This is a genomic window from Candidatus Amarolinea dominans, assembly GCF_016704685.1.
GTDB classification, from domain to species: Bacteria; Chloroflexota; Anaerolineae; order SSC4; family Amarolineaceae; genus Amarolinea; species Amarolinea dominans.
Map to the genome: position 1 here is coordinate 33,308 of NZ_JADIZS010000025.1, position 14,201 is coordinate 47,508.

General features: G+C 65.0%; 11 protein-coding genes. 9 read left to right on the top strand and 2 right to left on the bottom strand.

Going from position 1 to position 14,201, the window contains the following annotated elements; all coding sequences use genetic code 11:
* Positions 1 to 177 precede the first annotated feature (177 nt).
* Together IPF85_RS17125 and IPF85_RS17130 are read left to right on the top strand one after the other, a co-directional pair.
* Complete coding sequence (locus IPF85_RS17125) at positions 178 to 933, top strand: class I SAM-dependent methyltransferase (protein WP_343409282.1); 756 nt, start codon at positions 178 to 180, stop codon at positions 931 to 933.
* A gap of 26 nt (positions 934 to 959) precedes the next feature.
* Complete coding sequence (locus tag IPF85_RS17130) at positions 960 to 2,429, top strand: phosphoglucomutase/phosphomannomutase family protein (protein WP_343409283.1); 1,470 nt, start codon at positions 960 to 962, stop codon at positions 2,427 to 2,429.
* A 77-nt stretch (positions 2,430 to 2,506) separates the two neighbouring features.
* On the opposite strand, the gene IPF85_RS17135 is transcribed toward IPF85_RS17130, so the two are convergent.
* A complete protein-coding gene (locus tag IPF85_RS17135) occupies positions 2,507 to 2,734 on the bottom strand; it encodes a hypothetical protein (RefSeq protein ID WP_343409284.1) in 228 nt (75 codons plus the stop codon).
* Positions 2,735 to 3,536: 802 nt separating this feature from the next.
* Positions 3,537 to 4,010: a hypothetical protein gene (locus IPF85_RS17140; RefSeq protein WP_343409285.1), complete on the bottom strand. Its 474-nt coding sequence runs from the start codon at positions 4,008 to 4,010 to the stop codon at positions 3,537 to 3,539.
* Here IPF85_RS17140 and IPF85_RS17145 point away from each other — a divergent pair.
* The 7 genes from IPF85_RS17145 to IPF85_RS17175 all read left to right on the top strand — a co-directional run bounded on the left by IPF85_RS17145 (position 4,003) and on the right by IPF85_RS17175 (position 14,153).
* Positions 4,003 to 4,410 carry a hypothetical protein gene (locus tag IPF85_RS17145; RefSeq protein ID WP_343409286.1) on the top strand — a complete coding sequence of 136 codons (408 nt, stop codon included), beginning with the start codon at positions 4,003 to 4,005 and terminating at the stop codon, positions 4,408 to 4,410. The genes IPF85_RS17140 and IPF85_RS17145 overlap by 8 nt on opposite strands.
* A gap of 279 nt (positions 4,411 to 4,689) precedes the next feature.
* Positions 4,690 to 6,102 carry a helix-hairpin-helix domain-containing protein gene (locus tag IPF85_RS17150; protein ID WP_343409287.1) on the top strand — a complete coding sequence of 471 codons (1,413 nt, stop codon included), beginning with the start codon at positions 4,690 to 4,692 and terminating at the stop codon, positions 6,100 to 6,102.
* An 18-nt stretch (positions 6,103 to 6,120) separates the two neighbouring features.
* Positions 6,121 to 6,942 carry an Ig-like domain-containing protein gene (locus IPF85_RS17155; protein ID WP_343409288.1) on the top strand — a complete coding sequence of 274 codons (822 nt, stop codon included), beginning with the start codon at positions 6,121 to 6,123 and terminating at the stop codon, positions 6,940 to 6,942.
* A gap of 282 nt (positions 6,943 to 7,224) precedes the next feature.
* A complete protein-coding gene (locus IPF85_RS17160; protein ID WP_343409289.1) occupies positions 7,225 to 8,472 on the top strand; it encodes an aminotransferase class I/II-fold pyridoxal phosphate-dependent enzyme in 1,248 nt (415 codons plus the stop codon).
* A 3-nt stretch (positions 8,473 to 8,475) separates the two neighbouring features.
* Positions 8,476 to 9,465, top strand: coding sequence for an SDR family NAD(P)-dependent oxidoreductase (locus IPF85_RS17165; RefSeq protein ID WP_343409290.1), 990 nt, complete (start codon positions 8,476 to 8,478; stop codon positions 9,463 to 9,465).
* Positions 9,466 to 9,494: 29 nt separating this feature from the next.
* Positions 9,495 to 11,123: a ribonuclease J gene (locus IPF85_RS17170; protein WP_343409335.1), complete on the top strand. Its 1,629-nt coding sequence runs from the start codon at positions 9,495 to 9,497 to the stop codon at positions 11,121 to 11,123.
* 57 nt (positions 11,124 to 11,180) lie between these two features.
* A complete protein-coding gene (locus IPF85_RS17175; RefSeq protein ID WP_343409291.1) occupies positions 11,181 to 14,153 on the top strand; it encodes a DNA translocase FtsK 4TM domain-containing protein in 2,973 nt (990 codons plus the stop codon).
* Positions 14,154 to 14,201: the final 48 nt, after the last annotated feature.

Consider the following 14,201-nt stretch of genomic DNA (forward strand, 5'->3'; position numbering starts at 1 on the left):
GGAACCTGTCATCCGACTATAACTGCTCACCCTGCAGGCCGATTTGGACGGAAGCAGGGCGGCAGGATTCTTGCTCTGTGGTGTGCAAAACTATCGGCCGAGGTTCGAATATCCGTCAACCGTGATCCTGTCTGAATCGCGCCCAGTAGTTAAGCGGCTGGAAAGGTTTGAATTGGCATGTTGACCTGGGAAGAACAAAATCTCATCGAGCAGGCGGTTTACCCTGCATACACCGAGGCCGCGTATGGCGAGATGCGGCGGCGATTGGCCGCGGCCCTGACCCCCGGCGCGCTGGTGCTGGACGCGGGCAGCGGGCCGGGCACCTGGCTCCTGCGCCGCCACCGCGCCGACATCGAAGTGGTCGGCCTGGACCTCTTTCGCCCCGACCCCCTGCCGTCGCATCAGTACGCCATCGGCTCGCTTGACGCCATCCCCTACCGGGACGCGCTGTTCGATCTGGTGCTCTGCTACGATGTCATCGAACACCTGGCGCGGCCGGCACAGACCTTTGCCGAATTCTGGCGCGTGCTCAAGCCCGGCGGCCTGCTGGTGGTCAAAACGCCCAACCTGGCCGGCCCTTCGACGCTGGCCGCGGCCGTGCTGCCGCACGCGGCGCATGTGGCGGTTCATCGAGGCCTGGGCACGCGTGAGGGTAGCGTCTTCCCCACCCTGTTCCGCTGCAACACGCGGGCCGCTTTGGCCGCCAGGATGATGGCCGCCGGCTTTGTGAGCGAGGCGCTTTACACCGTGGATGAGACCGCCGGTTATTTCGCGTTTGTGCCCTGGAGTTACGCCCTGGCCCTGCGCTACAGCCGCCTGCTGGCGCGGCCGGCGTTGGCCGGTCTGCGCAGTGGTCTCATCGGATTCTTCCGCAAACCGGCTTTGGCGCCCTCGCCTAACGATGGTACAATGAAAAGGCCCTTTGGATCATAAGACTAGCCCCGGAGGAAGTACCGTCAATGGATATCCGATTTGGAACCGATGGCTGGCGCGCCGTCATCAGCGACACCTTCACCTTTGCCAATGTGCGCCTGGTGGCGCAGGCCATTGCTGACGTCGTCTGCCAGCAGTACCCCGATGTTGCCCCTGTGCGCATGGTGGTTGGTTTCGACACGCGTTTTTTGTCCGACCGCTACGCGCGCGAGGTGGCCTGTGTCCTGGCTGCGAACGGCATCCAGGTTGACCTGACTCATGCAGACACGCCCACGCCGGTGATTTCGCACGCCATTGTGCTGCACCGGGCGCAAGGCGGCGTCATGATCACGGCCAGCCACAACCCGCCGCGTTACAACGGCATCAAATTCAAGGCGGCGTATGGCGGCTCAGCCTCGCCGGCCGACTGCAAGCGGGTGGAGGCGCGTCTGCTGCAAAACGAGCAGGAAGGCCGCAAACCGCTGATTCTGGATTTCGACGAGGCCCATGCACAGGGCCTGATCCGGCGCTTCGACCCGCGCCCGGCCTATCGCGATCACCTGGCGACCCTGGTGGATTTCGAGACGATTGGGCGCGGCGGGCTGCGTGTGGTGGTAGACGCCATGTACGGCGCCGGCCGCGGCTATCTGGCCGAGTTCCTGCGCGATGCGGGCGCTGAGGTGGTTGAACTGCGCGGGGAGATGAACCCCGGCTTCAACGGCATTCATCCCGAACCGATCGAGCGCTACTTGCAGCCGTTGGCCGAAGCCCTGAGCGGCGGCGACTGGCATCTGGGCCTGGCGACCGACGGCGACGCTGACCGCATCGGCGCGATGGCGCCGGATGGCCGCTTCATTGACCCGCATGTCATCATGTCGCTCAGCCTGCGCTACCTGATCGAGCAGCGCCAACAGCGCGGCATGGTGGTCAAGACCGTTTCCACCACCCAGATGCTCAATCGCCTGGCGGCCCGCTATGGCCTGGAGCTGCGCGAGACGCCGGTGGGCTTCAACCACATCAGCGACCTGATGATGAATCATGATGTCTTGATCGGCGGCGAAGAGTCGGGCGGCATCAGCATCAAGGGCCACATCCCGGAGGGCGACGGCGTGCTGATGGGGATGCTGTTAGCCGAAATCCTGGCCGCGCACGGCGGCGATTGCCAGGCGCTGTTGAACGACCTGGTGCAGGAGGTAGGCGCGTTCTACTACGCGCGCAACGACTTTCAACTGCGCACCATCAACGGCCAGCCGCCCTTCACCAAGAGTGAAATGGTGCAGCGGCTGATGCAGTCTCCACCTGCCACATTGGCCGGAATGCCGGTCGCCCGCGTGCTGGCCAACGACGGCGTCAAGTACATGCTGCAGGACGACAGTTGGCTGCTCATTCGCCCATCCGGCACCGAACCGGTGCTGCGCATGTACGCCGAAGCACGCAGCGCCATCATGGTGACATCGCTGCTGCAGGCTGGCGAGACCCTGGTGCCGCCGCCGGGAAAGCTAAACGGGAGCCATTAGCCCGACCGCGGCGCATGCCGCGGCCGCCAACAGCCTGAACAACGAAGGCCGCATCTGTGTGATGCGGCCTTCGTTGTTCAGACGTTCTTGGTCGTCTCCTGGCGCAAGCGTGCCAGTAAGCGTTCACGAAACCCGCGCGGGGGTGTAACGGAATCATGACCGGCCATGGCTTGATGCGTCCAGGTCAGGCTGGAACGGCAACGCAGGCAGACCGCCAGGTGGTCATGGATCAGTCGAATTTCGTCGCGGGTGGCAAGGTTATCGAGGAAAGTCGCGTAGAGAGATTCCAATTGCTCGCAGGTCACCAGTCGCCTCATTTTGATTATTTCACGCTTCGCTGCATTAGCCGTCTCATGGTTGCGTTGATTCGTTCTAGTGCTGTAGACGGGAAAATAACAAAATTGTCACACGATCGCGTCGGCCCGGCATGATTGCTGCGACGTTGCGGATGGTTGACGCTAGTCTGAATCGGCTTTATAATGTACCTGGCCGAGGCGTTCATGAAACGATCATCTGGAGCAACCAATGTCACCGCACAAATCGCAACCGCCGCGCAGGCGTACCATCGAGCATGGGAAGGAGAGGGGGAAAAGCATGGCAAGCGCACTCAATTTGCTGATTGCTGGCATCATTGGATTCATTGTGGGGCTGGTACTTGAACTGGTGCTGGAAATCTGGTATTTTCGGCGCTGGCGCAAGCAGGTGCGCGATGAACGGGTAGAGCAGTTGCAGGCGACCGTGCGCGCGAAAGACAGCCGCATCGGCGACCTGGACGGCCGTTTGGAACGGGCACAGACGCGCATGAACGCCCTGCAAGGGGAAGTGGCGCAGCGTACACAAGAGGTGGAGCGGATGCAGGCCGAACGCCTGGCTCGCCTGGCCGCCGTGGTCAGCGACGCGGAGCCGCTGGAGACCGCTGAGCTTGAGGCGCCCACCGTCGCCCTACCGACCTTCGAAGCGCCCGCGGTCGAACTTGGCGCATTCGAGACGCCACGCGGGCCCGCCGTCGAACTGCCGACCTTCGAGACGCCTGCGGTCGAACTAAGCGCATTCGAGACGCCCCGGCCCGCCGTCGAACTGCCGACCTTCGAGACGCCTGCGGTCGAACTAAGCGCATTCGAGAGACGCGCCCGCCATCGAACTGCCGACCTTCGAAGCGCCCGCGGTCGAACTAGGCGCATTCGAGACGCCCACGCTGGAACTGCCCGCGGTCGAACTGCCAACCTTCGAGACGCCCGCGGTCGAACTGGGCGCATTCGAGACGCCCACGCTGGAAGCGCCCGCCGTCGAACTGCCCACCTTCGAGGCGCCTGCGGCCGAACTGGGCGCATTCGAGACGCCCACGCTGGAACTGCCGGCCTTCGAGACGCCCGCGGTCGAACTGGCGCTTCGAACGCCCGCCGTCGAACTGCCGACCTTCGAGACGCCCGCGGTCGAACTGGGCGCATTCGAGACGCCCACGCTGGAAGCGCCCGCCGTCGAACTGCCGACCTTCGAGACGCCCGCGGTCGAACTTGGCGCGGTCGAGATGCCTACGCTGGAAGCGCCTGCGGTCGAATTTGGCGCATTCGAGATGCCCACGCTGGAAGCGCCTGCGGTCGAACTGCCGACCTTTGAAGCGCCCGCGGTCGAACTTGGCGCATTCGAGACGCCCACGCTGGAAGCGCCCGCGGTCGAACTGCCGACCTTCGAAGCGCCTGCGGTCGAACTTGGCGCATTCGAGACGCCCACTGGCTCGACTGCCAACCTGGAAGCGCCTGCGGTCGAACTTGGCGCATTCGAGACGCCCGCGCTGGAACTGCCCGCCATCGAACTGCCAACCTTCGAGACGCCCGCGGTCGAACTAGGCGCATTCGAGAAGCCCACGCGAGAACTGCCCGCCATCGAACTGCCGACCTTCGAGACGCCCGCGGTCGAACTAGGCGCATTCGAGACGCCCGGAACGCGCCGGGTCGACGGCGCGGCGCCGCGGGCCCCGTGAACTGCCAACCTTCGAAGCGCCCGCGGTCGAACTTGGCGCATTCGAGACGCCCGCCATCGAACTGCCGACCTTCGAAGCGCCCGCGGTCGAACTGGGCGCATTCGAGACGCCCGCGCTGGAACTGCCCGCAATCGAACTGCCGACCTTCGAAGCGCCCGCGGTCGAACTTGGCGCATTCGAGACGCCCACGCTGGAAGCGCCCGCCGTTGAACTGCCAACCTTCGAGAGCCCGAGGCGCGTCGAACGCCCGCGTCGCGCGCGGGGGGTCGAACTGGCGCATTGCCCACGCTGGAACTGCCCGCCGTCGAACTGCCGACCTTCGAAGCGCCCGCGGTCGAACTTGGCGCATTCGAGACGCCCGCCGTCGAACTGCCAACCTTCGAGACGCCCGCGGTCGAACTGGGCGCATTCGAGACGCCCGCGCTGGAACTGCCCGCCGTCGAACTGCCACGCCGCGGTCGACGGCGCTTCGAGCGCCCGCCGTCGAACTGCCGACCTTCGAGACGCCCGCGGTCGAACTTGGCGCATTCGAGACGCCCACGCTGGAAGCGCCCGCCGTCGAACTGCCGACCTTCGAGACGCCCGCGGTCGAACTTGGCGCATTCGAGACGCCCGCCGGTCGAACTGCCGACCTTCGAGACGCCCGCGGTCGAACTAGGCGCATTCGAGACGCCCGCGCTGGAACTGCCCGCGGTCGAACTTGGCGTATTCGAGACGCCCGCGCTGGAACTGCCCGCGGTCGAACTTGGCGCATTCGAGACGCCCACGCTGGCAAGCGCCTGCCGTCGAACTGCCCACCTTCGAGACGCCTGCGGTCGAACTTGGCGCATTCGAGACGCCCACGCTGGAAGCGCCCGCCGTCGAACTGCCCACCTTCGAGACGCCCCGGTCGAACGGCGCGAGACGCCTGCGGTCGAACTGCCGACCTTCGAAGCGCCCGCGGTCGAACTTGGCGCATTCGAGACGCCCACGCTGGAACTGCCCGCCGTCGAACTGCCGACCTTCGAGACGCCCGCGGTCGAACTGGGCGCATTCGAGACGCCCGCCGTTGAACTGCCAACCTTCGAAGCGCCCGCGGTCGAACTTGGCGCATTCGAGACGCCCACGCTGGAACTGCCAACCTTCGAAGCGCCCGCGGTCGAGATGCCCGCGTTCGCCATGGGGGCTGTCGGCATGGCGGTCAGTGGCCTGCCAACACGCGGCCCCGCAGCGATCACCCTGGGCGATGACCCCTTGATTGATATTGACGGCATCGGCCCAGCCTATGACCAGCGGCTGCGCGCGGCCGGCATCACCACCTTTGCCGGCCTGGCTGCACTGTCCGTCGAACAAGTGGCCGCCATCATCAAGGCGCCGGCCTGGCGCAAGACCAATTATGCAGACTGGCTCAGGCAGGCAAGGCTGGCAGCCGAGCAGGGCGCGGCGGCGCTGCAGGCACAACCGTCGCTGCGCGCGCTGCAGCCTGATAACCTGACGCTGCTGGCGCAGGTGGGCGAAAAGACAGCCGATGCGCTGGCCGCGGCCGGTTTCTACAGCTTTGCCGGTCTCGCCGCGGCCACGCCGGCCGAACTGGCTGCCGCTGTGGAAGACGCCGGTTTGCCCGCCGGTAACTACGCAGCCTGGATTCAGGAAGCGGCCGAGCGCAGCACCGGCGCGGACGGCCGCCGGCGCAGTGTCAAACCGTTGGAGTAGACGCTCAGGGAGAAGCCGATGCAACCACAACGCCCACCATTCTGGGAATGGCCGCTGGATCGCCTGAATGTGCTCCTGCTCACCGGCGCACTCATCGTGCTGCTGCTGTTGAGCGTGTTCAACTTCGCGATTCAGCGTCGCGCATCCGACCTGGCCCTGGCAACGCCCACGCCTCTCGGCCCCCCTGTCCCCCCTGTCGTTCAAACAGTGATCACGATCGCGCCGCCGGCAGCACCCGAGACAACGCCGGCGGTCACCCGTACAATCACACCTACCACTCCGGCCGACGTCACACCGCTCGCGATTGTGACCCCGCGCCACGGGTCACGATTCCCCACGCCCCTGGCGCACGTCGCGGGCACCGCGCCTGCCGGCGCCACCGTCCAGGTTTTTGACAACAATCGCCGCCTCGGGCAGACGGTGGCCGGCGCTGACGGCACGTGGGCGCTTGATCTGAGCATCCCGCTGGCCGAAGGCGATCACCTGTTGCGCGCGCAGGCCAGTGACGCGCAACAGCGGCCCCTCGGACGCTCGGCGCCGGTGTTGGTGACTATTCTGGCGCCCGAGCCGCCCAAGGTGCTGGCGCCCACTGCCAGCACGCGGCTGAACGCGCGCAGCGCGCCAACGATTAGCGGCTCTGCCATGCCCGATAGCCGGATTCGCGTGTTGGTGGATCAGCAGGCGCTGGGCGAGGCAAACTCGAACGCCAGCGGCGCGTGGCAACTCAAACTGACCAAGCCGTTGGCACGCGGTCAACACCGTCTGCGTGCGGATCTGATTAGTCCCAATGGCAATGTCCTCGTCAGCAGCGCAGAGGTGATGATCACGGTGGCCCCGTGACTTTTTCATCCATCGGGCGTGCTGGCCGCATACTCTTTCAACACCTCTGAAAATTGACAGACCCTGACCGCCACTCCCAGCCGGCGAACGTAACACGTTGGGGACATGGATCGGCTGGGAGTGCGGGCGAGACGCCTGCACTCCCAGCCGGCTATTGTTGAAGCAGGGCGTGTCATGGTATAATTTGCCCGTCAGGGTCTTATACCCCTTCTTGTCATTCTCGGTGTTTTGCACCCGCAAGACAAATACCGACTGGAGGAAAGCATGTCGAGTGCAGCGGTTATGTCTGAATCCATGAGCAGCAGCGGCGCGGTTGCTGTAGATAACCCCGTGGTTGAGCCGCAGGGCAAGGATATTTTTGCCAAGTGTCATGGCGCCTTCATGGAAGCCCGTCAGGCCATGGCCCAGGGCTATTATCCGTACTTTTTGCCCTTGTCGGAAAATGACGGGACCGAAGTCGAGTACCACGGTCACCGCTTGATCATGGCCGGCTCCAACAACTACCTGGGATTGACGACCGATGCGCGGGTCAAAGAGGCGGCGCTTGAAGCCATCAGGCGCTTTGGCACGAGTTGCACGGGGTCACGCTTCCTGAATGGCAGCCTGGATATGCACGAACAACTGGAGCGTGAGCTGGCCGAGTTTGTGGGCAAAGAAGCAGCTCTGGTCTTCAGCACCGGTTTTCAGGTCAACCTGGGCACTATCTCTGCTCTCGTGGGGCGGGATGATTATGTGGTGATTGATCGCGACGACCATGCCAGCATCGTGGATGGCTGCCGGCTGGCCCTGGGTGAGATGAAACGCTTCAAGCACAACGATGCGCGCGATCTGGCGCGCGTGCTGGCCGGTCTGCCCGCCGGTCGTGGTAAACTGGTGGTGGTGGACGGCGTCTTCAGCATGGGTGGCGACATCGCACCGCTGCCGGAGTACATCCCCATTTGCCAACGCTATGGCGCGCGCCTGATGGTAGACGATGCCCACTCCGTCGGTATCCTGGCCGGAGGCCGGGGCACCGCAGCCCATTTTGGCGTGACCCAGGACGTTGACCTGATTATGTGTACCTTCAGCAAAGCCTTCGCCTCGCTCGGCGGCTTCATCGCCGGCGCTGAAGAAATCATTTTTTACATCAAACACGCGGCGCGCTCGTTCATCTTCAGCGCTTCGATGCCGCCGTCCAACACGGCCGCCGCGCTGGCCGCGCTCAAAATCATGCGCGAGGAGCCGGACCGTTGTGATCGTGTCATCCGCAACGCGGCCCGCGTGCGCGACGGACTCACCAGCCTCGGCTTCAACACCGGCCACAGCGAAACGCCCATCGTGCCGGTCATCATCGGCGACGATATGCTGACCCTCCATGTCTGGAAAGCTCTATTCGAAGCCGGCGTGTTCGTCAACCCTGTCCTGCCCCCGGCCGCGCCGCTCAACCTTTCGCTCCTGCGCACCAGCTACATGGCAACCCACAACAATGCACAACTGGACCGGGTGATCGAGACGTTTGCGAAGGTGGGGAAGGAGATGGGGTTGATTTAGGGAATGATGAAATTGGCGTTGGTGACGGGGGCGACTGGTTTTGTGGGCGCGAACCTGGTGGCCGCGTTGACGCAGACGGGCTGGCGGGTGCGTGTTCTGCACCGCTCCTCATCCCGGCTGCACGCGCTGGATGGGCTGACCTTCGAACCAGCGCTGGGCGATGTGCTCGACCGTGACTCTGTCCAACGAGCGCTGGAAGGCTGCCAGGTGGTGTACCACGCTGCGGGTGTGGCCGACTATTGGCGCAGCAGCCGTGAGCGCATGTTCCAGGTCAACGTGGAGGGGACGCGTCACGTGATGGCGGCTGCGTTGGCGGGCGGCGTGCCGCGAGTCGTACACACCTCATCGGCGGCCGCGCTGGGTATCCCGCCGGCGGGGCGCCCAGCCACGGAGGCGCAAACCTGGAATGTCTCCCCCAACCGTTTCCCCTATGGCCACAGCAAACATTTGGCCGAGCTGGTCGTGCAGGACTATGTGGCGCAGGGCCTGCCCGCGGTCATCGTCAATCCTACGGTCATCCTGGGGCCGCGCGATGTCAACCTCGGCTCGGACAGCCTGATCGTGGGTGTCTATAAACGCCAGTTGCCCTTTGTGCTGCCGGGCGGCGTCAATGTGATTGGCGTGGCCGATGTGGCCGCAGGGCATTTGCTGGCCGCAGCGCACGGTCGCGTGGGCGAGCGCTATCTGCTGGGCGGCCAGAATGTGAGCGTGCCCGCGTTTGCCCGCCTGATCGGCGAGGTGATCGGTGTGCCTGCGCCAACCCTGGTGCTGCCCCGTGTCAGTGTGGCGCCGTTGGCCGCGCTGACCGGCCTGGCAAGCCGGGTGTCGCCCTGGCCGCTGCCGGTGACCGCCGACCTGATCCGCCTGGGCGCCGAGCCTTTTTACTTCGACCCGTCGAAGGCCATCCGTGAGTTGGGCCTGCCTCAAACGCCGCTGCGCCAGGTTGTTCAAGAAGCGTTCGACTGGCTGGTCATCCAGGGATATTTACACTAATTATTGGAGACAGAATCTTGGAACCTGAGATGCTGCGGGTAATCCCGCTGGGCGGTGTGGGCGAGATTGGCAAGAACATGCTGGTCATCGAATACGACAAAAACATCCTGGTCATTGATGCCGGGCTGATGTTCCCCGAAAGCGAAATGCTCGGCGTAGATGTGGTGATTCCCGACATCGAATACCTGGTCGAGCGCAAGGAGTGGGTGCGCGCCATCATCCTGACCCACGGGCATGAGGATCATATCGGCGCGCTGCCCTATATCCTGCCGGAACTGCCGGTGCCCGTCTATGCCACGCCCCTGACGCGGGGCCTGGTGGAGGTCAAGCTCAGGGAGGCGCGCATCACCGGGACGCAGATGCATACCGTGAGCACCAAGGACGTGCTGGAGTTAGGCCCGTTCAAGGTGGAGTTCTTCCATGTCTGCCACAGCATCCCGGACGCTGTAGGCCTGGCGATTACGACGCCGGTGGGCCTGGTGGTGCATGTGACCGATTATAAGTTCGACGCGCACCCGGTGGACGGCAAGCTGACCGATTTTGCCAAGCTGAGCGAGCTGGGCGATCGGGGCGTGCTGTTGTTGCTGAGCGATTCGACCAACGCGGAACGCCCTGGCTTCACCCCCTCAGAACGGGAAGTGGGCCTGGCGTTCGACCGCCTCTTCGGCCTGGCGGCCGGTCGCGTGATCGTGGCAACCTTTGCGTCCAACATCTCACGCGTGCAGCAGGTGATCACCACCGCGCGGCGCTATAACCGCCGCGTGGGCACGGTGGGGCGCAGCATGGTGAACAATGTGAAGATGGCGACGCAACTGGGCTACCTGGACGCAACCGCCGATGAGCTGTTGAGCACGGACCAGATCAACAATCTGCCGGCGAACCAGGTGGCGGTTGTCTGCACCGGCAGCCAGGGCGAGCCAACGTCGGCCCTGGTGCGCATGGCAATGGGGGAACACCGCAATCTCAAGATTCGCCCCGGCGACATGGTCATCATCTCCGCGACGCCCATTCCCGGCAATGAGGTCCTGGTCAATCGGACGATCAACAACCTGTTCCGCCTGGGTGCGGATGTACACTATTCGGGCCTGGGGGATGTGCATGTGTCGGGTCATGGCAGCCAGGAGGATTATAAGCTCCTCTTCAGCCTGACGCGGCCGCGCTTCTTTGTACCCATTCACGGCGAGTACCGTCACCTGGTGCTGCACGCCCGCCTGGCCCTGGAAATGGGCATGGCCGCGGAGAACGTACAGATCATCGAAAGCGGTCAGGTACTGCAGGTGCAGACGACCGGCCTGACGATCGGTGAGCGCGTGACCGAAGGGCATGTGCTCGTAGACGGCGTGACGGTAGGCGAGATCAGCGAAGTCGTGCTGCGTGACCGCCATCATCTGTCGCAGGATGGTTTCGTGGTCGCCATCGTCACCATGGACTCCACAGGTGAGGTAGTGGCCGCGCCCGAAATTTTGACGCGTGGCTTTGTCAACGTCAACGAGAGCGACGACCTGCTCAACCAGGCGCGTGACCGTGTGTGGGCGGCCGTGGCGCACAGCGCGCCGCACGGTAGCCTTTCCAACCGCATCAAACAGGTGCTGGCCGATTTCCTCTATCAGCAGACGCGGCGCCGCCCGATGATTTTGCCGCTGGTGGTTGAAGTATAATTTGCACTTTGCACTTTGCACTTTGCACTTTGCACTTTGCATTCAGGATGACACGGCATGGCTAAGGCAGTGAGCAAGAAGGGCGGGGGCAGCCAGAAGGACACCCGCAAACCGAGGGCGGCGAGCGCCGGCAAGCCACGGGCGCCGCGTGGCGGCGCGGGAACGCGCGGGCGCGCCGCCACGGAGGAACCGCCTGGCATCAACCTGGGCGAGCAGGTGGATCGCTTCCTCGAATTCATGGTGCGCGACGATACGCTGGGCGTCATTCTTCTGGCCGTGGCCGTCATCACCTTCTTCAGCCTGATTTCGCCGCGCGGCACCTTGACCGAAGGCTGGATCCAGGTCCTGCGCCGGGGCTTCGGCGTCGGCGTCTGGCTGACGCCGGTCTTGTTTGGCAGCGTGGGCATCTGGTTGCTGTTGCGCAAAGTGGCCAGCCACCGCGCACCGGCCCTGCCGCGCCTGGTGGGCCTGGGAGTGCTCTTTGTCGTGTTCGAGGCGCTGGCGCACTGGCTGGCGAATTCGGCCGATCCCGAACTGCTGGCCGAGCAAGGCGGCGGCGGCGGGCGCCTCGGTTTCAGTCTGACCGACCTGCTGGTCAGGGGCATTGGCCCGGCTGGCATGGCCATCGTGCTCCTGCTGTTGGCTGGGGTGGGGCTGTTGACGCTGATCGGGCTGACACGCACACGCCGCGCCATCGCTTATCTGCGCGGCGAGCCGCTGCCGGCGGCCGAAGTCGGGCCGGATGGGCTGCCGCTGCTCATCAACCCGCCTTTTATTACCGACATCGCCGCTGCGCTGCCGCCCACGATCTGGCAACGCGCGCGCACCTGGCTGGGTCACTGGCGCGAGCCGACCGGCGCTGACCGCGTCGAGGTGGTGGAGCCGCGCGTCATCGGCAGCCTGCCGGCCGGCGCTGCGTCTGCCTATCGCCTGGGCGGCTCCACACCCACAGCGCCCGGCGCCGCGCCATTACGGGCGGGCGAGACGCGCCTGCCGCCCATCAGCGCCGGCGCGATGGGAGAAAATCGCCCTCCCACCGGCGTGTTCGCAGAGAATCGCCCGTCCTGGCAACTGCCCTTCATCGAGGACATGCTGGATGAGGCCATAGATCAGGAGCTTAGCGTGGAGGACCTGGCGCGCCGCGCACGCCTGATCGAAGATACGCTGCGCGCCTTTGGTGTGCCGGTGACGGTGGTCGAGGTCAATCGCGGCCCCGCCGTCACCCAGTTTGGCCTGCGCCCTGACTTCGTCAAGAAGCGTTACCGCAAGAGCGAGACCGAAATGCAGCAGGAGGCCCTGCAGCGTCTGCGCAGCCTGCCGCGGGGCGAGCGTTTGCAGTGGGAGGCGGAGGCGCGGGCGCGCTTGGCGCGCTTGGGCCAGGAGCAGCCTGCGCCCGATCAACTGGAAACACAGATGGTCGAGCTGCTCATGGCGACATTGGACAAGACCATCGAAAAGGATGTCAAGATCAAAGTGGCGCGCATTCAGGCCCTGTCCAACGACCTGGCGCTGGCATTGGAAGCGTCGCCCATCCGCATCGAAGCGCCGGTGCCGGGGCGCTCTATCGTGGGCCTGGAGGTGCCGAACCGCCAGACGGCTCTCGTCACCCTGCGCAGCGTCATGGAGTCGGAAGTCTATCTGAACATCAAGTCGCGCCTCAAACTGCCCCTGGGGCAGGATGTTTCCGGTCAACCGGCCGTCGGCGACCTGGCCCGGATGCCGCACCTGCTCATCGCCGGCGCCACCGGCTCCGGTAAGTCGGTCTGCGTCAACACGATCATTGCCAGCCTGCTGTTCAATCACACGCCAGACACCCTGCGCCTGCTGATGGTGGACCCCAAGAGGGTAGAGTTGACCACCTACAACGGCATTCCGCACCTGATTGCGCCGGTGGTCACCGAGGTGGATCGGGTGGTGCCGATCCTGGCCTGGGCCACGCGTGAGATGGATCGCCGCTACAAGATGTTCAGCCAGCTCGGCGCGCGCAACATCGAGAGCTTCAACGAAAAGATAGCGGCCAAAGGCCAGACCGCGTTACCCTTCATCGTCATCATTATTGACGAATTGGCCGATCTCATGATGGCCGCGCCAGATGAAGTCGAGCGTTACATCTGTCGCCTGGCGCAGATGGCCCGCGCCACCGGCATCCACCTGATCCTGGCGACGCAGCGGCCCAGCGTGGATGTGGTCACCGGCCTCATCAAGGCCAACTTCCCGGCCCGCATCGCCTTTGCCGTCACCAGCCAGATTGATTCACGCGTCATCCTGGATCAGCCGGGCGCGGAACGCCTGCTGGGCCGCGGTGACATGCTCTTCATGGACCCCACCTCGCCCAACCTGGTGCGTCTGCAGGGCTGTTTCGTCGCGGACCGCGAGCTACATCGCCTGGTGGAGCATTGGCAAAACCAGCAGCCTGCCGGCGCCGCGGCTGTCTCGATGCCCGTGGAAGCGCAGATGCCCGCCGGCGCACCCGCAGAAAATCGCCCCCCCGCCGGCGCCTCCGCGTCCGGTGTGACGTGGCACAGCCCGGCCGGTTTCGACGCCCCGGCGCCGACCAGCCGTCCGCTGACCCCGTCCGCGCCCGCGGGGCTGCGCATGCCGCCCGCACCCGGCTTTTCTTCCTCGGCGCAGCCCGCGGTGAATTGGCCGCAGCCGGCCACACCAGGCCAGGCGCCGGTCACCGCGCCGCCGTCCGCAGCGGCCACCGAAGAACTGCTGAAGACCACCCTGCCCCCGCCCGGCGCCGTCATTCAAGCGCCGCTGTTCGACGAAATGTTCGCCGGTCAGGCTGGCGCGCAACCGACCCGCGACGCCCTCTTCGACGAAGCGGTCAACGTCGTGCGCGAAGCCGGCCGCGCCTCGGTTTCCCTCCTCCAGCGCCGCCTGCGCATCGGCTACACCCGCGCCGCCCGCCTCATCGAACTGATGGAGCAAGAAGGCATCGTCGGCCCGGACCCCGGCGGCTCACACGGCCGCGAAGTCGCGCCGGCGGATAGCCCGCAGGACGGGGCGGGTGACGTAGAAGCGTAAATCCCAAGCAAGACCAAGTCTGAGCAGGGCAATTTGGCAGGTGGTGTA